This is a genomic window from Haladaptatus sp. T7 (assembly GCF_026008575.1).
Classification (GTDB): Archaea; Halobacteriota; Halobacteria; order Halobacteriales; family Haladaptataceae; genus Haladaptatus; species Haladaptatus paucihalophilus.
Genome location: NZ_BROP01000001.1, coordinates 246075 through 268917 on the forward strand (window position 1 = coordinate 246075; position 22843 = coordinate 268917).

Below are 22843 nucleotides of genomic sequence, written 5' to 3' on the forward strand. Positions count from 1 at the left end.
TTTTGCACGGATTCGATTTCCGCGGGGCGCATCTATCTGCACGACTGGGGTTCTACCACCATAAATACATACTTCTCGACGTAATATTAAAACAATTAAAAATATACGTGTAGCGTCGGTAGCGAAAATATATGACTGACACCGGCACAGCAGGTCCCGATGGTGCCGCCCCTCGCGACGGCACCGAAACTTCGTCCCGCCTCATCGAAGCGGTACGCTCCGACGGGGCGACCGGGTTCGACCGCGAACTCGGGTTCGATTTCGAATCCGTTTCGAACACGGTGGACGACGCGCTGTCCTTCGACGCCATCGCAACGACGACGGCCAATCGAACCGTCGCCATCGAGGCGGTCGGCGGCGAGCAGCGATGGGATCGGACGCTAGCGTCCGCGTCGAAGCTCGACCCGGACTTCCTCGTGTTGGTCGGAGCGGCGTTCGACGACGACCACGTGGCGCTACTTCGGTGGCTGAACGAAGCCACGCACGCCGACCTGTTCGCGGTGTCGTTCGACGTGTCCGAAGGCGACGACGCCGACCGCGGTTCGGCGGTTCGGCCCGACGTGCTCGTCGAACCGTCGGGGTGGTCCACCCGGTCGGAACGGAGCCTCACGGAAAAGCAACTCCTCCAACTCCGCTACTGGGCCGAACTCCGCGACCGCATCGAAGGGCGAACGACCCGTTTGGAGTCGTGCGAGCCACAACCGAACAACTGGTACAACAACTCGATGAGCGAAATCGGGTACAAGCTTCAGTTCGCCATCAACAGCTACACGTCCGTTCTGTTGACCCAACTCGTGGTTCGTGACGATCCGGACGGGTTTCAGGCGCTCGCGGACGACCGTGATGCCATCGAACGCGATATCGGGGAGGACCTCATCTGGCTGTCGCCGGACGAGGCGAAGGGCGAGGGCAACCGTGCGCGGATAACCCTCCGGCGCGACGGCGACCTGTTCGCGGAGGGGTCGTGGTCCGAGTATCAAACGTGGATGGTGGACGCAGGCGAGCGATTCTACGACGTGTTTCACGAGCGCATCCGGGGATTGTAGGATTTTCATGGTCGTTTCACCGGGCGAATTCGATTCGGAACGGAGCCGACGATAGCATGTCCGACGACCTACCGACGCCGTTTCACATCGTCGACGTGTTTTCGCGGGGGCGCTACACCGGAAATCAACTCGCTGTCGTCCGGGACGCCGACCGACTGTCATCCGACAAGATGCAACGCATCGCGCGGGAGATCGACTACTCCGAAACGGCGTTCGTAACCGACGACTCGCCGACCGGTGGCGGATACGGCGTTCGAATGTTCACACCCGAAGCCGAAGTGCCGTTCGCCGGTCACGCGACGCTCGGGACGGCGGCGGTGATTCGAGACGTGATCGCCGACGGCAACCCGGATACGGTCACGCTCTCCCTGCCGGACGGTCCCGTCACCGTGACGACCGACCGCGACGGCGACGGGACGGTCTTCTGGCTCGAACCGCGGAGGGTATCGTTCCGCGACACCCTCGACCCGGGAATCGCCGCCGACGTGGTAGGTGTCGCCCACGACGATATCGCGCCGTCCCTTCCCTGCCAGGTCGTTTCCACCGGGCTACCGCAGTTACTGCTCCCGCTCCGGAGCCTCGACGCCGTACGTCGTGCGGCCACGAACCGGGAACCGTACTACGAGCACGTGGTCGAGAGACTCGGTGTCAACGCAGTGTTGGTGTTCGCCACGGAGACGTGCGACCCCGAAAACGACCTGCACGTTCGCGTGTTCGTGGAGTCCCAAGGCATCCCGGAGGACTCGGCGACCGGATCGGCGAACACGAGCCTCGCGGGGTACTGCTTACGTGAACGGACGTCGTGCGCCGCGGTTCGATTCACGGCCGAGCAAGGGTACGAGATGGACCGCCCATCAACGCTGCACCTCCGCGCCGAGCGGACGGACGACGGTATCGTCTCCCGGGTCGGCGGACGGGTTTCGAACGTCGCCGACGGTCGGTTGCTGTAGCGCTCCGTCCCCCGACTCGTCGATGCTCCGCGCTGAACCCGACGCCGCTCAGAATCCGAGGAGCGACTCGGGATTGTCGTGGATTATCTTCCGTTTCTGCACGTCGGTGAGACCGTCGTGTTCGAGCACCGAGGACGGCGCGTCGAAGTCCATGTGGGGATAGTCCGTGGTCAGGATGAGTTGGTCCTCTAATCCGTTCATGTCTATGATGTACTGGAGGTCGTCGGGCTTTCTCGGCTGCTCTTCGAGCGGCTGAACGCCGTAGTAGAAGTCGCTCAGATATTCGCTCGGAAGTTTTGTGAGTTCCGGTGCGTCCGAGGGCCGCTCCAGATACTCTCGGTCCATGCGCGTTCGGAGGAACTGAATCCACGAGATACCCGCCTCCAAGAAACACCAATCGACGTCGTACCGTTCCGGGATGCCCCGCGAGATGATGCTCGTCGCGTGCCACATCTTCGCCATCGGGTGGGCGAGCGTGTGATACCCCATGAACGTCTCCATGTTCAGCCCCGGCATCGGGAACGCGGGATACAGCCCGCTCCCGCTGTGGAGGTAGATCGCCAAATCGTGCTTCTCCGCCGCTTCATATATCGGTTCGAACCGCTTGTGACCGAGGGGGTGTTTCGGTCCGACATCGACGATGAACAGCCCGACGATGCCCGGGTCGCTCCCGTACTCCTCTATCACCTTGGCGCTCTCCTCGGGATGTTCCGGGATTATCAGGAGTTTCGCGTAGTTGTCCTCCTGTGGATCGGCGTACAGCCGGGTGATGTGCTCGTTGATGGCCCACAGATACTGGATGCGCTTCGGGACGTTCGGAATCTGCGTCAGTTTGAACTGTCCCGGCGAGAAGACGGTGACGTCGATTCCGAACTCCTCGCGCTTTTCGTCGTAGTCGTCGGGATGCGTTATCGGATGCGGCGACCACTTGATTCGTCCTCCGGCGGAACGGTCCCACCCGTCCCACGGCATCGGCCCCATCTCGGGATGAGCCATGTACCCTGACTCCTCCCGCTCCCTGAGGTCCTCGTCCAAGTACTCGAAGAGGTGGTTGTACCTCGTTAGCGAATGCACCTCCATGTCGTACACGGTAACATCGTCTACGTCATAACTGGCCATGATATCTACACCTTAGGAACAAAACCAATAGTTCTTTTGATAAATAAATATTGAATAGAATATTAAATTATATTATACAAAAAAGAAATAAAATCCACCGATACTCTGTTCGAAGCGTGCGAAGTCACGTCGGGGGCGTTTCGGCCGGAGACACTGCTGCGAGCCGACGCGGTTCGTGGGACTCGACCGCGCGTTTCCATCGTCACTTTGTTCTCTTAACTATTTCTTATTCATTCGTAATTTTTTTGTGCTAGTTGCGGGAGAGATTTGTATGGTCGAGCCAGCAGTCGAAGTGGGAGGACGCGCCGAATTTCCCGAGGGAGAGGGAACGATGGTCGAATTCGACGGGCGCGAAATCGCTGTTTTCCGGTCGGGCGACGAATTTTACGCCGTCGAGAACAAGTGTCCCCACCAAGGTGGGCCGCTGAGCGACGGGAAGGTCGAGGAAACGTCCGTGTTCTGTCCGTGGCACGGGTTCGAATTCGACCTCACGACGGGCGAACACTCTCATTTGGGTGACCTATGCGTCGAAACCTACGCCGCATTCGTCGAAGACGGGACGGTGTACCTCTCGAAGGAGTAGTGCGACTCAGTTCGGGTTCAAAACGAAAACGAACTGTCGGCCGTCTTCGACCGTTCGTCCTATTCGGGTTCCACGAGCTCCATGACGTTGCCGTCGGGGTCGTAGAAGTAGGCCACCCTCGATTGGACGGTGCCGACCGATTCGGGTTCGCCGAGGAACTCGACTCCCTTCTCGCGGAACTCCTCGTACTTCGCGTCGATATCGTCGACTTGCCAGCAGAAGTGGTCGTCGCCGACGTCGTGTGGCCCTCGCATCGCGTTGATGTTCTTGTTCGCGGGGGCGTCGAGGCACTTCATCTCGAATTTGATTCCGTTTCCTTCCATGACGGCGAACTCGCCGCTCGCCCCCTCGACGCCGAGGAGGTCCTCGTGATGCTCGCTCAGTTCCTTTTTCTCACGGAGCAGTTCGAGTCCCAGTACGTCGCGGTAAAATTCGATCGACCGGTCGAGGTCGGACACGTTTACGCCGTAATGGTGCGCTGGTCCTACAACCATGGTTGAAATATCTACTAACACTGTTTAAATTATTTTATTAATTTCTGTTTTGAACATGTAGAATAATTCTACGACGGATGGGACAGCGGAGTTCGTGTCGGCATCGCTTACGAATCGTCGTACTCCGACTCCACGCGGGCGTCGAACGCGTCCCGTATCGTTCGGGTCAACTCGCTGGTGTCGAACCGTCGGTCCCCGACGCGGGTGACCGGCCGCACTTCCCACGTGGTGTTCGTCACGAACGCGTCGTCCGCACGGTAGAGGTCGTCCGGGCGATACGTGTCTCTCTCCACCGCGATATCGCGTTCCCTCGCCAGTTCGAGCACGACATCCCGAGTGATTCCCGGAAGCACCGGCCCGTCGAGGGAGGGCGTCTTGAGAACCCCGTCGTCACAGAAAAAGAGGTTGCTGGTCGCCCCTTCGGTGAGGTTTCCGTCCACGTCGAGCATGAGTGTCTCGTCCGCCTCCGACTCGCTTCGAGCCATGATTCCGTTGAGATAGTTGTGCGTCTTGGCGGCCGCCGGGACCGCCGAATCCGGGATTCGAACGGTATCGACGATTTCGACTTCGGCGGGGGAATCCCAGACGGGCGACCCTCCGACCCCGCTCCGGGGGAGTTCCGAAACGAGAATTACCAGCGTTGGGGACGGGTCGGTCGGCGGGGCGAGTTTCCCCGAGTGCACCCCTCGCGTGACGGTGAGTCGGACGTACGCCTCCGAAAATCCGTTGGCTCGCAGCGTCTTCCGAACGTGGTCCAGCAACTCTCCCCGTTCGTATCCGTGGTCGAAGTTCAGGAGGTCACAGGTCCGCTGGAGGCGGTCGTAGTGTCGGTCCCACTCGAACGGAGTGCCGTCGTACGACCGGAGCGTCTCGAAGGCGGCGTCCCCGTATTTGAATCCCCTGTCTGTGACGGACACGGTTGCCTCGGATGCCGGAACGAGTTCCCCGTCGACGCAGTACTGCAATTCACTCATGGATAGATTTTCGATGGTACGGAACTACGTTCCGCAGTGTGATCGACCGGTTCCGAAACGATGGGTGTGTTTCGCCCGAAAGCGGTGTGTTGACGATTCACTCTCACAGCCGAAGAAACTTACCGGTTCCCCCTATATTTTTTCACCATATGTTTCCCGAACCAAACTTCAGAATATATAATCCATTCTCCACAGAGATATTAATATACAGATTAATACAGAGAATATATTTGGGTATTAAAACAAAATATTAAAACAATTATGGTTTACAGTTCCAGAAAGATAGTTAATGAACGACACAGCGTTCATTGGTGCAATTACTAAATGGTCGATGAAATATCTGTAATTACCCGGAAGGACGAGTTCGAATCGGTCGCGAGCGGCTTGGAGGGAGACGCTCGAATCCCGGTCGAAGTGCGAATAACCGTCGACGACCCCTACACCGCGTACCGAAAGGTGCGGTTCGATTCGGAGGGTGCCTATCTGGAGACCACCGGTGGTCAGGACGGATGGGGATATTTCGGTATCGAACCGGCCTACTGGCTCACGAAATCCGACGACGAACCGGACAGCTTCGAGCGACTGGAGGAGTTGTTGAACGGCGAGCGATTGGTCCGCGGCGACTGCGACGTCCCGTATCCGTGTGGCGCGTTCGGGTGGCTGTCGTACGACATCGCACGGGAGTTGGAGGATCTCCCGGACACCACGGACGACGACAGGTCGCTCCCCCGCCTCCAGTTCGGCGTGTACGATTTGGTTTCCGCGTGGAAAGAGCCGCGGGATGGCGACGGGACGGAACTTCGAATCACGTGCTGTCCGCGGGTCGCCCCCGACGACGATTTCGCGTCGGTGTACGCCGACGCCCGAAGCCGACTCGAAGCGCACGTGGGGCGGATTCGAGACGGCGACCCGTCGGTCGAGCACCCGCCCGTCGATGGACCGATATCGTTCCGAAACGAGGTCGGGCAGGAAGAGTACAGCGACCGGATTCGGACCGTGAAACGGTACATTCGAGACGGAGACACCTTCCAAGCGAACATCTCCCAGCGGCTCTCCGCACCCGCCGCGGTCCATCCCACGGACGTCTTCGGCGCGCTCAGGGAAGTGAATCCCGCACCGTACTCCGGAATTTTGGAATTCCCGGGTGTCGATCTGGTCAGCACGAGTCCGGAGTTGCTCTTGGATTGTGAGGGCCGTCGTCTCGTCACGGAACCCATCGCGGGAACGCGACCGCGCGGGGAAACGACGGAGGAGGACGAAGAACTCGAAGCGGACCTGCTAGCGAACGAAAAGGAACACGCAGAACACACCATGCTCGTCGACCTCGAACGAAACGACCTCGGGAAAGTCGCCGAGTACGGGAGCGTGGAGGTGACGGATTTCAGGCGCATCGACCGCTATTCGGAAGTGATGCACACGGTGTCGGTGGTCGAGGGCGTTCGGCGAGACGACCAATCGATTCCCGACTCCATCGCCGCCGTCTTCCCCGGCGGGACCATCACGGGCGCACCGAAACCGCGAACGATGGAGATCATCGACGAGGTGGAGTTCACCCGTCGCGGGCCGTACACCGGCGCTATCGGCGTGCTCGGGTTCGACGAGCGAGCGACGCTGAACATGACGATTCGGACGCTCGTTCGGACGTCGGGGCGGTACTACCTCCGCGTCGGAGCGGGTATCGTTCACGATTCGGAGCCTGTCGCGGAGTTTTACGAGACGCTCGACAAGGGGCGCGCGCTCATCAACGCCGTCAGCGACACGCTCGACGACGACGCGGAACTCGAACTCGAAGTGGGTGACGCCCGATGATTCTGGTGATAGACAACTACGACTCGTTCGCGTACAACCTCGTGCAGTACATCGGCGAGTTCGCCGAAGAAATCGTCGTCCGCAGGAACGACGCGATAACCATCGATGAAATCCGCGAACTCGACCCCGACGGAATCGTCGTGTCCCCGGGTCCCGGAACGCCGCAAGAGGCGGGCGTTTCCATCCCGATCTTCGAGGAGACGCGGATACCGGCACTCGGCGTCTGTCTGGGCCATCAGGCGCTGTGTGCGGCGGAGGGAGCAACGGTCGGACACGCCCCGGAAGTCGTGCACGGCAAATCGTCGGAGATCAACCACGACGGAAAGGGAATCTACGAGGGCGTGCCGAGTCCTTTCCGCGTCGGTCGATATCACTCCCTCGCGGTCCAGAGCGGGACGCTCCCGGATTCGCTCCGGGTGACGGGGAACACCAAGGGGGACGAAGACGAGCGCGTCGTGATGAGCGTCCGCCACGAGTCGAAACCCCACATCGGAATCCAGTACCATCCCGAGAGCGTTCTGACCCCGCCGGGGAAGCGGCTGATACGGACGTTCTGCCGAAAGTGTCGGACGGATTCCTTCGCCGACGTGTAGACGGGAGCGACTCCCGCGAGAACCGTTCGAAGGCGACTGGTGAGAGTCGGGCGGAAGTGGACGACCACCCGTCGCGTCCACGAACGGCCGGAAACCAAGAGGGCAACGCCAACCGATTCCGAGAAGACGAACTCATGAACGAACAATGAAGCTAGTGGTGAAATTCGGCGGGACGAGCCTCGCTAACCGGCGTCGCATCGACCGGGCTACGAAGACGGTCGCCGGATTGGTCGAAGCGGGGCACGAGGTCGTCGTCGTCGCGAGCGCGATGGGGAACACGACCGACGAGCTTCTGAACGACGTAGCCCCCGACTCGTCGAACCTCGACCGTGCCGAGGTCGTCAGTATGGGTGAGCGGACGAGCGTTCGGATGCTCAAATCGCACCTCACAGCGGCGGGCATGGACGCCACGTTCGTCGAGCCGGGGGACGACGACTGGCCCATATTCGTCCGTCCGGACGACGAGAACAGTATCGACATCGAACGAACGAAACGGGGCGTAGAACGACTCTCCGAACGGCTGGACGGGTGCGTCCCGGTCGTGACGGGGTTTCTTGCGGAGGACGACGAGGGAAACGTTCGGACGCTGAACAGGGGCGGAAGCGATACGACCGCGACGTTGCTCGGCGACGTCATGAACGCGGATAAAGTCGTCCTCGTCACCGACGTTCGTGGAATACGCACCGGTGATCCGAAGGCCGTTGACGGGACGAAACGGATCGACGAAATCTCGGTCGGGGAGGTTCGGGATTTGGCTACCTGCAGTGCGGAGGTCGTCGCACCGGCCGCCCTCGAATACAAGACCGAGACGACCGAACTCAGCGTCGTCCATTACGAGCACGACGACGTACTCGCCGACGGAACCGATATCTACGGCGAGTTCGAGACCGTGTTGAACGTCCGCGACGTACCGTTCGCCGGAATCACCGTATCCAAGACCGTTTCGCGGTCGGGGTCACGCGTCGACGGACCGCTCGTCGAAACGCTCTCGACGGCCGGAATCGCGATCAAAAACGCGTTCGCGGATATGGATTCGGTCACGTGCTACGTTCGTCGGGACGACCTGCACGATGCGGTCGAGTCCGTCCACCGTCTGGTGACGGAGCACGACGGCTTTTCGAGCGTTTCGACGAGGGAAACGGTAGCGGTCGTTCACGTCGTCGATGGCGAACGCGGAGCCGCATTCGACACCGTCCGTCGGTTTGCGATATCGCTGTTGGATTCGTCCATCGAGATATTCGACGCCGAAATCGGGACGAATTCGATGACGGTGTATCTGGACTGGGACGACCGCCACCACGTCGAAGACCTACTCCAAAGCGCGAGAATGCGTGGCTGAACGACGTTCGCGCACGGAGGGGGAGGAGTCCCGACGGTACCATCATTCTTCCCACCAATTATATCTTCTTAAAAACCATTGATTTTATATTCTGTTAATTATTTATATTATCCAATGGACGCAGATAGTTTCGACGTTATCGGGGTTGGAATCGGGCCGCTCAACCTCAGTCTCGCCGCCCTCATCGACGATGCCGATCGACGTCTGAAAACGTGTTTCTTGGAGCGGGATTCGGAGTTCGATTGGCACCGGGACATGCTTATTCCGGGGACGGACCTACAGAACTCCTTTACCGGGGATTTGGTCAGTCCAGTGGACCCGACGAGCTCTTACAGCTTTTTGAACTATCTGAAGACGAAGGGGCGGTATTGGGAGTTTTTCAACTACGAGCAGTTCAACATCCCCCGAAAGGAGTACAACGAGTACTGTCGCTGGGTGTCGGAGCGACTCGAAAACTGTCGTTTCGACCGGGAAGTCACCACCGTTTCCGAGGGGGATGACGACACGTTCGTCGTTCGAGCGAGAAACCCGGAGACGGGTGAACGACACGAGTACCGGGCCGACAACGTCGTCCTCGGCGTCGGTTCCCGCCCGTACGTTCCCGACGAACTCTCCGGGGAACTTGGCGAGAACGTGTTCCACTCCTCGCAATTCCTCTCGCGGCGGGAGAACTGTCTCGAAACCGAGTCCATCACCGTCGTCGGGTCCGGGCAGAGTTCGGCCGAAATCTTCCTGAATCTGTTGCGCGCACAGGAGGACAACGGGTACCGCCTCGATTGGCTGACGCGTTCCGACGGGTTCTATCCGGTGGACCCGTCGAAACTCACGCGGGAACTTCGAACGCCCGATTACATGGAGTACTTCTACGACCTCCCGCGAGAGGTGAGCGACGGTCGGGTTTCCCAACAGGACCTGTTGTACAAGGGAATCTCTCCGGGGACCAGCGCCGCCATCTTCGATACGCTCTACCGCCGTTCGATACGGAACGACGTCGATGTCGGCATGCTATCGAAGACAGCGGTACAGAGCATCGAGTCGCAATCCAAGAATCGGTATCGGCTTCGATGCCACCAGTGGGAGGAAGACCGCCAGTTTCGACACGACAGCGAAGTCGTGATTCTAGCGACCGGGTACCATCGTCCGGTCCCCTCCTTCCTCGAACCCGTCGAGGACGCGTTGGTGGACGCGGACGGACGGTTCTCCATCGACCGCGATTTCGAAGTCGAGACGAACGAGCTGGCGGGCCGACTGTTCGTCCAGAACGATGGGATGGACGCCCACGGGTTCAACGTCGCCGACCTGTCCCTCTGTTCGCATCGAAACGCGGTCATCATCAACAGCATCGTCGGGGAAGAAGTATACTCGGTCGAGAACGGCTCGCGCTTCCAGAGCTTCGGAGTGGAGCAGTTCGTCGAGGAGTCGCCGAACAGCGAACTGATAGAGAAAGTAGCGTTTTCGACCGACTGATACCGGCTCGACTGTCCGGTGGTTCGACCGATTATCCGGTGATTCGACCGTCATCGGCGCGATGCCGACCGAACCGGCACGCGCGGTTTTTACTGGCGAGCGGATTCGATATCGACGATGCGCAGCAGCGAATCGTCGTCCGTCGTCCCGATGGTCGCATCGACGGTCGTCTCGCCGCGACGGACCGTCATCTCGACCGCCAGCAGGTAGCCGTCCAGCGCGGTGTACCCGTTGTCGTGTTCGATGGCGTCCAACAACTCGTCATCGCGGATATCGACCGTTATCGACCCGCAATTCGGTCGGTTCTCACCGGCGTCCTCGATGGCTCGTTCGAGCGACGCGGTGGTTTCCGGACCGACCGGCGTCCCGACGAACTGGTGATACAACGCTCCGACTTCCACACCCGCCTCGAAACAGGCTCGCTCGCGCTCTGAAGGGGTCACGTTCGACACTCGCCTCGCGGAGAATAAACAGCTTCGGTTCGGGCGGAAAATAAATGCGGTGCGGCCGCGGCATCGAGCGAAACGCCGTGAAATCGGCGAACGGTCGGGTGGGACTAGTCGAGAGGCCGATCGGTCCCGCCGTCGTTCGTGACGTGTTCGCCGATGAACCAGTCGATGATGCGTCCCTCCGCGCGGTGGAGGGTGTCGCTCGCGGTCGCTTTCGAGATGCCGACCGATTCGGCGACCTCGGTGAGCGTCGCCGTTCGCGGCGTCGCGTAATAGCCGCGTTCGAAGGCGGCGAGGACGAGTTGTCGCTGTCGGTCGGTGAGGAGATGGCTCGCGAAGTCGGTGCCGAATGTGCGGACGTACTCGATGTCGAACCGAATCTCGGCGTCAGCGAGACGGTCGCCGAGGCGGGACAACCGACCGGAAGTCGTCGTCAGTTCCCACGTGACCTCGCCGTCCCGAACCACGAACGGCGTTTGCGGAAGCACACCCGTCCGCCACACCGGCGTCAGAAGCACGGGGGCTTCCGTTTCGACCTGCAACAACAGTTCGTCGTCGTGCGTCCAGAGCAGGTCGAGGTCGGTTACGTCCTCCCGCCGCTCGATATCGACGAGTACCTCGGACCCGTTGGAAGCGGTGCATTCGAGGAGGGCGATACCCGTCGTCTCCCCCGCAAGCGTGGCGACGACCGTAAATTCGATGTCCGGGTGTGCGGTCGAAACGCCGTGTATCCACGTCTCTTCCGGTATCGTTACGATGAGTTTGGTGTGTGGCATACGAAATCGGTCGGTGGTGGACACGAGGTGCGCCGGAAAGGAAACCGGTAGTGCGAACATGTTCGCACGACGCTGACCGGTTCGCGCCAAGCCATACCGGAGCACGCGGCGTAGCGACTGCACGGAGAACTATGCAAAAACGAATCGATCCGTTCCTCACGATGGCGAGTCTCTATCTCTCCGTCGGCCTTCTGGCGTTGCTCGGACGGCTGACGACGGGGATGGGACTCACCGAAACACTTCCCGGACTCCGGTGGCTGTTGATTCACTTCGTCACCATCGGCGCGATGACACAGGCGCTGTTCGGACTCCTCCCGTCGCTGCTCGCGTCGGTCGGGGCCACGGAATCGCGCCCGACGAACGCCTCGCGCTGGCGTCAGTGGCTGCTGTTGAACGTCGGATTTCCGACCCTCCTCGTCGGGATGGCGGCCGGTTCGACGACGACCGCCGTCGTCGGCGGGAGTTTCGTACTGCTCGCGCTGGTCTCGCTCACGGTCACGGTATTCCGCCTTTCGTCCCGTCCGCGCGGTCGGCTGGGGCGGTTCTACCGGACGGCTCCGTGGTTCCTCGTCGTCGGCGTCTCCATGGCGTTCGGGATGTTGCTCGACGTTCACGGCCCGGGCGGCTACTTCGGCTCCATCGAGGCGCACGTCCACGCGAACGTGTGGGGCTTTCTCGCTCTCGTCGCCGCCGGGACCCTGTTACACCTCGTCCCCGCGCTGGACGGCACGACCCTCCGCTATCCGACGCTCGTTCCCGTCACCTACTGGGGGCTGACACTCGGCGCAATCGGTCTCGTCTCCGGTCCGTGGCTGGCGTTCCACGCCCTGACGTTCGGTGGCCTGTCGGTGTACGTCGTCGGGACCGTCGCGCTCCTCGTGAACGTCGTCGGCACGAGGCGGGCGAGCGGGTGCCGCCCGGACGCTCGCATCGGCCACGTGCTCGGAGCGTACCTCTGGCTCGTCGTCCCGGTCCCGTTCGCGCCGCTGGTGCTGTTGTTTCCGACCGCCGTCCCGGGTGCCCCCATCGAAACCGCCGCCATCAACGGATTGGTGTTCGGGTGGATGCTCCAGTTGGCGATGGCGTTCCTTCCGGTCGCCGCCGCCTCGGCCGACGGCCGACCGTGGTCCTTCGACCTCGAAGCGGCGGCCGAACGGGCGATATCTCCGTCGTGGGTCGAACTCGGCAGCCTGAACGTCGGGATGGTTGCCATCTGGCTGACCGCGCTGCCGCCGTTTTCGGGTATCGCCGACGCGCTCAGGCTCGGCGGGTTCTCGCTCGTCGCGCTCGCGTGGGGCGTCTTCCTCCGAGAACTGTGGACGGCGCTGGCCGCCGATTCCGGGCGCGGCGGAAACGCGTCCGAGCGTCCTCGCTCAACGGGGGAGTCCGCCGCCGATTGAACCCGCCCGCGACCCGTTCCCTGACTCTCCTCCCTCGCGGCGACTCCCGTCGAACTACTTCGCCGTGCTGACTATCTTTATCACGTCGCCCTCTTCGAGTTCGTAGTCGTCGCTGATGTCGCGCTTCGTTTTGGCGTTCACCGCGTGGAGGTAGCCGTCGCCGATGTCGCTGTGGACCGCGTAGGCGAGGTCGCGGGGCGTCGAACCGCGCTGCAGGAGGAAGGCATCGGGGAGGACGTTGCCCTGTCCGTCCGTCCACTTCGATTCGTTCTGAACGGGATAGGCCGTGATACGGTCGAGCAGGTCGTAGGCGGCGGCGTCGAGACTTCCCTGGACGCCCGTGCCGCCCCACTCCTGCATGACGTCGCGGATTCGTTCGAGTCCGGCCCGCTGTTGGTCGCTCAGGTCGCCGACCACTTCGAAGTCGTCGTCCCCGGGGTCGTAATCCACGACGCCCGCCTCCACACCCTGCCGGAGCGCGAGTTCGCCCTCCGCCGTCGCGGGGATGACCATCTTCCCCGTCTCGCGGAGTCGCTCGATGTTCTCCTCGGGCGCGACGTCGGCCTTGTTCGCCACGAGGATGATGGGCTTGGTCCGCGCGCGGATGTCGCGGGCCAGTTCCTCGCGGTGCTCGTCCGTCCACTTCTGCGGGTCGTCGGGATACTCCAAGCCGCGGAGGCTCGCCGTCACGTCGTGTTCCGTCGCGCCGAACCCCGTCAGCATGTCCGCCAGCGCCTCGTCGATGTCGAACCCGGGCGAGCGCGATTGGCGCACCACGCCCTCCCAGTTGCGGTCGATGATGCCGGTCAGCCACTGGTCCATCTCCTCCTCGATGAAATCGACCTCCTCCACCGGGTCGTAGCTCCCGACTTCGACGGGTTCACCCTCCTCGTTCGTCCCCCCGGAGGCGTCCACGACGTTGACGATGGCGTCGGCGTTGGTCAGCGCGTCGAGGAACTGGTTGCCCAGTCCCCTGCCCTCGTGTGCCCCCGGCACGAGTCCGGCCACGTCTAGCAGTTCGATGGGAACGTAGCGCTTGCCGTCGTGACAGTTGTCGTTGCCACAGCGCTCGTCGCGTTCGAGACAGGGGCAGTCGGTGCGGACGTAGCTCACGCCGCGATTCGCGTCGATGGTCGTGAACGGGTAGTTCGCCACGTCCACGTCGGCCATCGTGGCGGCCTTGTAGAAGGTGGACTTCCCGGCGTTCGGTTTGCCCGCCAGCGCGATAGAAATCATGATTGATGGTACCACAGAGGGTCGGAATTGTGTTTCGATTTTTGCGACGGGAAGAGGTATTCGGTGATTTTGTGATTTCAGTTGCCGAGAAGCAGACCGCTTCGAAAGCCCCCGCCACAGTTCGCGCGAGGAGGCTGGGGAAGACGAGGTGCGGTCGTATGCCGCCAGTAGTTGTTCACGAAGCGTTCTCGTATCCCTTCTCAAGCGAATCTCCACGTGCAACGAATCAACCGTCTACGAACCACGTCTGGCCATTTCTATCTGGCCGCAATCAGCTATCTCGACCACGGCGTCGGGCGCGTGCCATGGCAGCGGTGAACGTCATCGAAGTGCTCGGAATCTCGGCGGTGTCGTGGGAGGACGCGGCCAAAGAAGCGTTTGAGAACGCGGCTACTCGACTTTGAACCCGCCAGCGACCAGCATCGGAACCACGAGGGTCGCTTCCGCTTCCACTTGCACGTAGTTTTTCGCTTCCTGTTTGATTTTCCCCCACGAGACGGCCTCGTGCGGCGGGGCACCGGAGAGCGACCCGTCGCCCTCCATGCCGGTCGAAACGTAGACGGCGTAGTCCGCGCCGCCGCGGAAGAGGTTGGTCATGATGGCGTGGTGCTTGGGGACGCCGCCGCCGAGGACGATGAGGCCCGTCTTGTCCGCGAGCAGGCCCTGCTCGATGAGGCTGTCGTAGTCGTCCACGATTTCGATGCCGATGTCCGAGTCGTAGCCCTGTCGGTAGTAGTAGAGGAAGTTGCCGACCTCCGCGTCGGTCAGGGCGGGACAGAAGATGGGGATGTCGTTGTCCGCGGCGTTCGAGAGGATGGAATCCTCGTCGTCCAGCGTCTCGCCGAGTTCGCGGGAGAACTCCATCGGCGTGCGGATTTTCTCCTCGGCGAAGAAGTCCTCGAAGAAGTCGTTGAGGTAGGACTCCAACCAGACGTAGCGGTCGGAGGGGACGAAGATGTTGCCGAGGCGGTTGATGCCCTGCTCGCGCATCTCGGCCTCGTCCACGTCCCACTCGCCCATCTTGAACGGCTTTTCGGTCTTGATGACGTCCTCCGTTATCGACCCGGAGGTGGTTATCATCACGTCCACGAGGTCCTCGCGGGCGAGGTAGGCGAGCGTCTCCCGAAGCCCCGAAGAAACGATGTTCGAGGTGAAGGTGAGGTATATCTCCGCGCCCTCCTCGCGCATCGCGCGAATCAGTTCGATCGCCTCGGAGAGGTGGGTCGCCTGAAACCCGGTCGTCTCGTACGACGACAGCATGTCGAAGAAGTCGAAATCGCCCCTGAAATCGTAGCCAGCAACGTCCTCGGAATCGAGTTCCTCCTCGCTTCCGGGGACGACGTGTTCGTGACTTTCGTCGCTCATGGTTCGTTTTCATCACCGCGCGAAAATGAGTGTTCAGATTTGGCGACGGCGTGTCGGCGGACAAGTAGAAGATGCTAGTGTCGGCTTACGTCTGTTCGGCGCGCGAGAAACGCGCGAGGGACGAGGACGCGGTGAGAGCCACTGCGTGGCTCTCATGCTCGCGGTTTAGCCGCGAGCAAGCGACCGAGGAGGCTGGGGAGGGTGAGGTGCGGTGCGGTTTCATTGCCGGTCGGTCGTTGCTCACGAAGCAGCTTTCTACGAGAGTACAGGAAGTTCTCTACGAGATGCCAACCCGCTCTCCACGGGATTCTCGAAACAATCTAAAGCGACTCTCGCTCCTGTCCACATCGATTCCCGAATCCCTGTGTCGTGCAAAACCATCCAAAAAGCAAGCAGTCGATGTCGCCCGTCTCTCTGACTCCCGAACTCACAGTTTCACGGCCATCATCACTTCGTCCACGTACTCGCCGTCTATCTTGTAGTGGTTCTTCCGCACGGCCTCGGTTTCCCAGCCGTGGGCTTCGAGGAAGTCGATGGCGTTCTGGTTGGTCGAGGGCGCGCTCTGGTACACTTTTTCGTAGCCGTTCGCGCCCGCCCACTCCAGTCCGCGTTCGAGGAGGTGGCTGCCGATGCCGTGGCCCTGATACTCGTCCAGCACGCCGACGGTCAACTCGGCGGTGTGGCTGAGTTTATCGAGTTCGGGCGCGTTGAGGTGGACCCACCCGACCACTTCGTCGTTGACGGTTGCGACGAAGAACATCCGGGATTCGAGGTCGTTGTGCCGGAGTAAGGCCTCCTGATGGTCGATTTCGTCGGCGACCGTTTCCGCGACGATGTACGACCCCTCCTGGGCGACCTGTCGAATCGCGCCGATGATGCCGGAGAGGTCCTCCTGCCGCGCGGGGCGGATGATGAACTCCACGTCGTCCACGTCGAACTCCTCTTCCGCGCCGGTTTCCAGCGCGACGGAGAGTATGTCCTCGTCCTCCGAGAGGTAGCCATCCCGACGAAGGATGGCGACGTGATGACGGAACCCGCTCGGGTCGATGCGGAGCGAGTCCTGCACCTCGTTCGCGTTCGCCCGTCCGTGGCGTTCGACGTACTCGTAAATTCGTCGGCGGTCCTCGTGGCCGAACTCCAGTTTCTCGGAGAACTCCATGAGGACTGTTACCATCTATCTATACTTATTTTTAACGATGGATTTGACGCCGTACTGGGAAGTCCCGGCGACCGTGAGAACCGCCGCTCGATTCTTGTAGCATGGCGTCGTGGTGACGCTGGGGGGAAGCATGGATTACAGCGATTTCATCGGACAGGTACAGCATCGACTCCAGTTGGGTAAACAGGGACAGGCGGTGCGAGCGATTCGGGCCACGCTGACGACGCTCGGCGAGCGATTGCAGGAAGGCGAAGCCAAAGACCTCGCGGGGCCGCTCCCAATGGAGATAGACTGGTATCTCCTGCAGGCGGAGTCCGGCCAGCGGTTCCACTTCGACGAGTTCGTCGACCGCGTCGCCGAGCGCGAGACCATCGACCGACAGAAATCGCTCTTTCACGCGCAGGGCGTGATGTCGCTCGTCGAAGAGGTCGTTCCCGAAGGCGAATTCGAACAGATTCGCGGGCAACTGCCCGCGGAGTACGACCCGCTCTTCGAACTCGTCGGAAACGAAAACGCGTTCGACTAACGCCGGGCGCGCCGCGTTTCCGGGTCGGGAACGCGCGTCAGCAACTGCACCGTGTCGCGGAGGTCGTGAGTCTGTATCACCAGTTCCGCGACCTCGCGCACCGTGAACTCCGTTTCTATCTCGCGACCGTAACAGCGTGCGTACAGCGCCAGCCAGTCGTTGAGCGCCCGTTCCATCCGTTCCATCTCGTCCGCGTCGAACCGCGCGAATTCGCCGGTCCGACCGTCGATGTACACGGAAACGACGTCACCGACGCCCTCCCGGAGGTACGACACCGCCCGCTCCTCGTCCGGGAAGGTATCCGGCGCGTCGAACGATTCGCGCTCGTTCCGCGCCCGTTCCGCGAGGGACGCGATTCGGTCGCGGTACTCGCTCATTCGCTCGTTATCCCTCTCGGAACTCGACGCCCTTGCCGCCGCGCGGGTGTTCCCACTCCGTGTCGGCGACGAGCGCACACGTCCCGCACTCGACGCAGGGTTGCGTGTCGAGGCTGACGATCTTTTCCTCGTTGCCGTTCTCCCGCACCGTCTCCTCGCGGTAACAGCCGCCGCCGAAGTCCTTCGCGCTGACCGGACAGGCCGACACCGCCGCACCGCTCGCTTCGTAGGAGTTGTCCCGCAGTTCGATGTGCGGATTGCCCACGTCGGTGTCGTAGGTCAGGTCGCCGATGCGGTCGGCGAGGCTCTTGGGTTCGACCTCGTTTTCGTCCGTGATTTCGGTTCCCAACTCCTCCGCGATGACCGTCGGCAGCGTGACGTACGGCGTCCGCGTGTCGGGAATCATCGAGGAGAGATACGGCGAACTGTACAGGCGTTCGAGTTGCCCCGACATCACGCCGGAACTGAGCACCGCGCGGCCGAGCGACGAGGAGAGCACGCCGTCCACGAGTTCGCTCACCCGGTCGTTCTCGGCGACGCCGCGCGTCGCCCGGTACTGGGTCGGACGGAGTTTGCCCATCACGCCCTCGTCTTCGAGTTTCTTCTCGTAGAGACGTCCGGCCTTCTCGGGGTTGCCGCGCATCCGCGATTCAGCGAAGGCCTCGGCGGCGAGCGCCCCGGCGGTCACGGCGTGGTTCATGCCCTTGATGATGGGGCCTTGCGCCTGCATCTGCCCGCCAGCGTCTCCGACGAGGACGAGTCGCCCCCGGTGCGGTGCCGGATGTGCTACCTTCTTCGAATCGGGAACGAGTTTCGCGGAGTACTCCACTTCGTCGTACTGGCCATTCAACCACTGGGCGAGCAGCGGGTGCGTGAGTAGGTTGTCGAGCAGTTGGTGCGGTTCCGCCTCCTCCGCGACGAGGCTGTCGAGGTGGAAGACGGACCCGATGGAGAGCGTCTCCTCGTTCGTGTAGAGGAAGCCGCCTCCCCGAACGCCGTCGAACAGGTCGCCCGAGAAGAGATGCGCCGCGCCCGTGTTCGGACCGACGTCGAACCGCTCGCCGATGACGTCCTCGGGCATGTCGATGACGGCCTTGACGCCTTGGAACCACTCGTCCGGTTCGTCCCAGTTCATCAGTCCCGCTTGCCGGGCGAGTTCGCTGTTCACGCCGTCCGCCGCGACGATGAAGTCGGCTTTGATGGGGTCGAGTTCGTCGCACGTGACGCCGACGATTTTGCCCCGCTCGCGGAGCAGGCCGTTCACCCGGACGCCGGTCAGCAATCCGCCGCCCGTCTCATGGGTCATCTCGTGAACTCGGTCGGCCAGCCACGAGTCCATCTCGCGCCGGAGAACCGCGTCACACCACTCCGTGTCGTGGTCGTGGAGTCGGGTGATGTCGAACGATTTCACCTTGTCGCCCGCCACGTTGTGGATGTGGTAGTCCGTAATCGGCCGTTCCGCCGCCTCCTCGCGGAAGTCGGGGAACAGCGAGTCGATGGTGTAGGGGGCCGACTCCTCGGCGTAGATGAGGCCGCCCGAGACGTTCTTCGACCCGGCCTCGACACCGCGTTCGAGGACGAGCGTTTCGATTCCGTTGCGTGCGAGCGTCGCGGCGGCGGCGGCCCCGCCGGGACCGGCACCGACCACGACGGCTTCGTAGTGTTCGTATTCCTCACTCATCGTTCAGTCATCGTCCTCCGCTACGACCGCATCCAGTTCGCCCGCCTCTATCGCGTCCGTCAGGCGGGGAAGCACGTCGAACAGGTCGCCCTCGATGAAGAAGTCGCTGAAATCCCGGATGTCCGCCTCCGGGTCGGTGTTGATGGCGACGATGGTTTCCGACTCGTCCATCCCCACCTTGTGCTGAATCGCGCCGCTGATACCCGCCGCGATGTAGAGCGGCGGCTGGACTATCTGTCCCGTCTCGCCGATTTGGCGTTCCTCGGTGACGTACCGTTCGACGTGTCCCTCGACGTTGTAGGAGGCCGTCACGATGCCGCGGGACAGCCCGAGGTCCGCGTCGTCGAAAGCGTCCACGAGGTCCACCGCGAGTTCGATACCCTTCGTCGGGGCGTCGCCGATGCCGCGACCGATGGCGACGATGACCTCTCGTCCGGTCAAATCGACGCCGGTGTCCAGCGTGTCCCACTCGGTGACCGCCACGCGGAACCAATCCTCCGGGAGGTCGATGTCGTGTGCGATGACCTTGCCTTCCCGGTCCCCGTCGGGTGCCATCGCGTCGAAGCTGCCCGGAATCACCGAACAGCCCTGCGGGTGGAACTCCCGGTCCGGGTTGTCGATACAGAGGATAGTCGAGTACTCGAAGCCGGAGAAGTCCGGGCGTTGCATGTGGAGAATGCGCTCGAACTCCACCTTCTCGCCGGGTTCGCCGGTCTTCACCGGGTTCGAGATGAGTTCGTCCGTGATGGTCAGGCCGGAACAGTCGCTCGCCAGCCCGGAGTCGAGTTCGCCCTGTACCTGCGCCGAGAGGTCGCGCCCGTTGTTCGTCGCCGGGAAGAGGAAGTATCGCGGCTTGTCGTAGTCCTTCCAGTCGGCCTTCGTTCGCGCCATGTCCGCCACGATTTCGGTGTACGGCTTGTGGCGGAACCGTGCTAATCGTTCGTCGTCGTGATAGACCGCCACGTCCGCGCCGAGGGTGATACACTCCTCTGCGAGTTCTTCCATGTCGTCGCCGACGAGGACTGCGACGACCCGTTCTTCGTCACCGTAGTCCTCGGCGTAGCCGTCCATCAGCTCGCGCGCTTTGCCGAGCATCTCCTTGGACACGTCGAGAAGTTCGCCGCCCTGCGTCTCGCAGTACACCCACATGTCCTGGTAGACGCCGTTTTCGAGCGCCCGGACGTGTTTCTTGTCGAGAGTCGCCTCCCCTTCGTCCGGGTCTTGAACGTCTTCTTCCGTCGCCTCGTACTCACCCTCGGTTTCTGCGTCGTCCGCGTCGCCCGTACCATCGCCCTCGTCCGCATCGACCGTATCCTCGCCGCCGTCGGTCGCTTCCCGCACCTCGTTGATTCGCGCCTGAATCGCTTCTTTGGCCGTCTTGCGGTCCTTTCCTTCCTCCTCGGCCGTGAGGAGGTCGGACAGCGCGCCGGGGTCTTCGATGGTGCGTACGTCGTCTTCTATCTCCTCGACGGTTCGGTCGCCGGGGTCGGTGTCGGTCATTATCAGTCACCCGCCGCGAATGGTCGCATCGTTTCGAGCACGTCCGCCATCGCCTCCTCGTCGTCCAACGTCGCCATCGTCGCTTCGCGCTCGGCCGGTGCCTTCGGAATCGGGTCCACCGAGGACACGATGGTCGGCGACCCGTCCAGTCCGATGTAGTCGGGGTCGAGATTCAGGTCCTCGTGGTCCCACGTCGTGAGGTGCTCCTCGTACTCCTCGGCGCGATCCGCCGTCTCGGCTTTCAGCTGTTTTCGCCGGAGGCGGTGTCTGGCCGTGCGATAACTCGCCTCGTACTCGGGGTCGGTGACGATGAACGCCGGGAGCGGAGATTCGACCGTCTCGATTTCGTCCACGTCGCCCTCGACGAGTCGCTTGGCGCGGACGCGTCCCTCGTCCTCGTCCACCTCCAACGCGATGACGTGCGTGATGATGGGATAGTCGAGACACCACGCCGTCTGGGGACCGGTCTGTCCCGTCTCCCCGTCCGCCGTCTTGAAGCCCGCGAACACGAGGTCGGGGTCGCCGATCTTCTCGATTCCCGCCGAGAGCGTGATCGCTGTCGCCCACGTGTCGGCGGCGGCCATCGCACGGTCGGAAAGCAGGTAGAGGTCGTCGGCGTACACCTCCATCGCCTCGCCCAGCACGTTGCCGTAACCGGGCGGTCCCATGCTCATCGCGCTCACGTGCCCGCCGTGTTTCACCTTCGTCTGGAGGGCGGCGTTCAGTGCGAACCGGTCGTTCGGGTTCATCACCGTCGGGGTTTTCCCACGTTCGAGGTGGCCGTCCTCGTCGAACGATACCTGCCCCTCGCGGAAGTCCGGGACGCCCTTGGTCAACACGACCGAGTGCATCGGTACCTCCTACCGTGAGTGTATTTAGTATGCATACGTCAATCATTACCAATTGCGCCAGTCGTTATTATACTGTCGGAGAGTCAACAAAAATCTGACATACGGCCGGGGCACAATCGTCTGTTGATGGCTCGTGCTCAGCGGAAACGACGGCGAAAAGGTATCAGCACTCAGGCTTGTGGGGCGGGCCCGTCGGACCCGCTCCGGTCCCGATGCGTCGTCTCGACCGCTTCCGAAGCGTCCTCGTCGGTATTCTCGGATTTCGTCTCCTCCTCGTCGGTCGATTTTCGCGTGTCGGCTCGCACCATCGTCATCTCGCCGCGGGCGCGCATGGTTCCGTCGGCGGTCGCGTTCTCGTGGAATTCGAGGTCGGTACACGAAACGTCGCCGAGCACCTCCGCACCGTCTTCGAGGACGACGGTCCCGCTGCGGGTCGTCACGTCGCCGTGAATCCGCGTTCGCTCGCCGACAACGATGTCGCCGCGCGCTCGAAGGCTCCCGAAGACCTCGTTGCCCGCACCGACCGTAATCTCCTCCGCCCGGATATTGCCGTGAAGGCGACAGTCGTCGCCGACCGTCGCGGGCGTCGAGACGCGCCACGCGTCGTCGCTGACGTGGCCGCTTCGGGGAATCGTCACCGGTTCCGCCTCGCTCTCGTCCACCATCTCGTCGATGATGCCTTGGGCGGCTTCCTCCTCGCCGAGTCGGAGAAGCTGTGAGAGGTAGACGAAGAGGAAGACGACGGTCGGCATCGGGTTGCGGATGACGATCCACCCGTTGGCTTCGAAGCCTTCGTCGATCTGTACGTCGTCGCCGATGTCGAGGTCGCCGCTGACCATCAGTTGCCCCGTGACGTGGACGCGCTCGCCCAAATAGGCGTCCTGTCCGACGAGCACGTCGCCATTCACGTCGCACCAGAGGTCGAGGCGGCAGTCCGATTCGGCCTCGATGTGTCCGCCGAAAGTCGCCCGTTCGCCCGCGATGACGTTGTTCCCGCGCACGCCGAACTCGACGGTCGTCTGTGCACCGACGATGATGTCCCCGTCGGTCACGAGGTCGTGTTCTTCGACGGTCGTCCCGTCGGGAATCGAGAGTTCATCCAGTGGGTCGGAACGGAGCGGCACACATCCTACCAGCAAGTCGCTCGTA

The 22843-nt window shown here is 62.1% G+C and carries 23 protein-coding genes; 10 read left to right on the forward strand and 13 right to left on the reverse strand.

The window, feature by feature from the left end; all coding sequences use genetic code 11:
* The first annotated feature begins 131 nt into the window (after positions 1–131).
* Positions 132–1046 (forward strand): DUF4268 domain-containing protein, encoded by a 915-nt coding sequence (locus OPC11_RS01415; RefSeq protein ID WP_264780796.1) that lies wholly within the window; start codon positions 132–134, stop codon positions 1044–1046.
* A 56-nt stretch (positions 1047–1102) separates the two neighbouring features.
* Positions 1103–1996 (forward strand): PhzF family phenazine biosynthesis protein, encoded by an 894-nt coding sequence (locus OPC11_RS01420; protein ID WP_264780797.1) that lies wholly within the window; start codon positions 1103–1105, stop codon positions 1994–1996.
* A 48-nt stretch (positions 1997–2044) separates the two neighbouring features.
* Here OPC11_RS01420 and OPC11_RS01425 read toward each other — a convergent pair whose 3' ends face one another.
* On the reverse strand, positions 2045–3115 hold the full coding sequence (locus OPC11_RS01425) for an amidohydrolase (RefSeq protein WP_264780798.1): 1071 nt from the start codon (positions 3113–3115) through the stop codon (positions 2045–2047).
* A gap of 271 nt (positions 3116–3386) precedes the next feature.
* Between OPC11_RS01425 and OPC11_RS01430 the strand changes: the two genes are divergently transcribed.
* Positions 3387–3698 carry a Rieske 2Fe-2S domain-containing protein gene (locus OPC11_RS01430; protein ID WP_018128726.1) on the forward strand — a complete coding sequence of 104 codons (312 nt, stop codon included), beginning with the start codon at positions 3387–3389 and terminating at the stop codon, positions 3696–3698.
* A 59-nt stretch (positions 3699–3757) separates the two neighbouring features.
* Here the strand turns inward: OPC11_RS01430 and OPC11_RS01435 are convergent, their stop codons facing one another.
* Positions 3758–4192 (reverse strand): VOC family protein, encoded by a 435-nt coding sequence (locus OPC11_RS01435; protein ID WP_073096498.1) that lies wholly within the window; start codon positions 4190–4192, stop codon positions 3758–3760.
* 107 nt (positions 4193–4299) lie between these two features.
* A complete protein-coding gene (locus tag OPC11_RS01440; protein WP_264780799.1) occupies positions 4300–5166 on the reverse strand; it encodes an aminotransferase class IV in 867 nt (288 codons plus the stop codon).
* Between the two features lie 324 nt (positions 5167–5490).
* Between OPC11_RS01440 and OPC11_RS01445 the strand changes: the two genes are divergently transcribed.
* The 4 genes from OPC11_RS01445 to OPC11_RS01460 all read left to right on the forward strand — a co-directional run bounded on the left by OPC11_RS01445 (position 5491) and on the right by OPC11_RS01460 (position 10374).
* Complete coding sequence (locus OPC11_RS01445) at positions 5491–6975, forward strand: anthranilate synthase component I family protein (RefSeq protein ID WP_264780800.1); 1485 nt, start codon at positions 5491–5493, stop codon at positions 6973–6975.
* A complete protein-coding gene (locus tag OPC11_RS01450; protein WP_264780801.1) occupies positions 6972–7568 on the forward strand; it encodes an aminodeoxychorismate/anthranilate synthase component II in 597 nt (198 codons plus the stop codon). The genes OPC11_RS01445 and OPC11_RS01450 overlap by 4 nt, the downstream gene beginning before the upstream one ends.
* A 145-nt stretch (positions 7569–7713) precedes the next feature.
* Complete coding sequence (locus OPC11_RS01455; RefSeq protein ID WP_264780802.1) at positions 7714–8907, forward strand: aspartate kinase; 1194 nt, start codon at positions 7714–7716, stop codon at positions 8905–8907.
* Positions 8908–9021: 114 nt separating this feature from the next.
* A complete protein-coding gene (locus OPC11_RS01460; protein ID WP_264780803.1) occupies positions 9022–10374 on the forward strand; it encodes a SidA/IucD/PvdA family monooxygenase in 1353 nt (450 codons plus the stop codon).
* A gap of 89 nt (positions 10375–10463) precedes the next feature.
* On the opposite strand, the gene OPC11_RS01465 is transcribed toward OPC11_RS01460, so the two are convergent.
* Complete coding sequence (locus OPC11_RS01465; RefSeq protein ID WP_264780804.1) at positions 10464–10817, reverse strand: dihydroneopterin aldolase family protein; 354 nt, start codon at positions 10815–10817, stop codon at positions 10464–10466.
* Positions 10818–10930: 113 nt separating this feature from the next.
* Complete coding sequence (locus OPC11_RS01470; protein ID WP_264780805.1) at positions 10931–11599, reverse strand: helix-turn-helix domain-containing protein; 669 nt, start codon at positions 11597–11599, stop codon at positions 10931–10933.
* Between the two features lie 131 nt (positions 11600–11730).
* Between OPC11_RS01470 and OPC11_RS01475 the strand changes: the two genes are divergently transcribed.
* Positions 11731–12999, forward strand: coding sequence for a hypothetical protein (locus tag OPC11_RS01475; RefSeq protein WP_264780806.1), 1269 nt, complete (start codon positions 11731–11733; stop codon positions 12997–12999).
* A 54-nt stretch (positions 13000–13053) separates the two neighbouring features.
* Here the strand turns inward: OPC11_RS01475 and OPC11_RS01480 are convergent, their stop codons facing one another.
* The gene (locus OPC11_RS01480) at positions 13054–14235 is read right to left on the reverse strand and encodes a redox-regulated ATPase YchF (RefSeq protein WP_264780807.1); all 1182 of its coding nucleotides are present in this window, start codon (positions 14233–14235) and stop codon (positions 13054–13056) included.
* A gap of 305 nt (positions 14236–14540) precedes the next feature.
* Between OPC11_RS01480 and OPC11_RS01485 the strand changes: the two genes are divergently transcribed.
* The gene (locus tag OPC11_RS01485) at positions 14541–14639 is read left to right on the forward strand and encodes a dodecin family protein (RefSeq protein ID WP_264780808.1); all 99 of its coding nucleotides are present in this window, start codon (positions 14541–14543) and stop codon (positions 14637–14639) included.
* Here OPC11_RS01485 and OPC11_RS01490 read toward each other — a convergent pair.
* Entirely contained in the window at positions 14626–15600 is a 975-nt protein-coding gene (locus OPC11_RS01490; protein WP_007980492.1) for a deoxyhypusine synthase, read from the reverse strand. The genes OPC11_RS01485 and OPC11_RS01490 overlap by 14 nt on opposite strands.
* 427 nt (positions 15601–16027) lie before the next feature.
* The gene (locus OPC11_RS01495) at positions 16028–16759 is read right to left on the reverse strand and encodes a helix-turn-helix domain-containing GNAT family N-acetyltransferase (RefSeq protein WP_007980494.1); all 732 of its coding nucleotides are present in this window, start codon (positions 16757–16759) and stop codon (positions 16028–16030) included.
* A 130-nt stretch (positions 16760–16889) separates the two neighbouring features.
* Between OPC11_RS01495 and OPC11_RS01500 the strand changes: the two genes are divergently transcribed.
* On the forward strand, positions 16890–17285 hold the full coding sequence (locus tag OPC11_RS01500; protein ID WP_007977282.1) for a DUF2267 domain-containing protein: 396 nt from the start codon (positions 16890–16892) through the stop codon (positions 17283–17285).
* Here OPC11_RS01500 and OPC11_RS01505 read toward each other — a convergent pair.
* From OPC11_RS01505 to OPC11_RS01525, 5 genes are all read right to left on the reverse strand, one after another.
* The gene (locus OPC11_RS01505; RefSeq protein WP_069452219.1) at positions 17282–17662 is read right to left on the reverse strand and encodes a hypothetical protein; all 381 of its coding nucleotides are present in this window, start codon (positions 17660–17662) and stop codon (positions 17282–17284) included. The genes OPC11_RS01500 and OPC11_RS01505 overlap by 4 nt on opposite strands.
* A gap of 7 nt (positions 17663–17669) precedes the next feature.
* The gene (locus OPC11_RS01510; protein ID WP_264780809.1) at positions 17670–19343 is read right to left on the reverse strand and encodes an FAD-dependent monooxygenase; all 1674 of its coding nucleotides are present in this window, start codon (positions 19341–19343) and stop codon (positions 17670–17672) included.
* A gap of 3 nt (positions 19344–19346) precedes the next feature.
* Positions 19347–20843: an FAD-binding protein gene (locus tag OPC11_RS01515; RefSeq protein ID WP_264780810.1), complete on the reverse strand. Its 1497-nt coding sequence runs from the start codon at positions 20841–20843 to the stop codon at positions 19347–19349.
* Between the two features lie 2 nt (positions 20844–20845).
* Positions 20846–21694, reverse strand: coding sequence for an electron transfer flavoprotein subunit beta (locus OPC11_RS01520; RefSeq protein ID WP_007977295.1), 849 nt, complete (start codon positions 21692–21694; stop codon positions 20846–20848).
* Positions 21695–21864: 170 nt separating this feature from the next.
* Positions 21865–22818, reverse strand: a complete 954-nt coding sequence (locus OPC11_RS01525) for a polymer-forming cytoskeletal protein (protein ID WP_264780811.1) — start codon at positions 22816–22818, stop codon at positions 21865–21867.
* Positions 22819–22843: the final 25 nt, after the last annotated feature.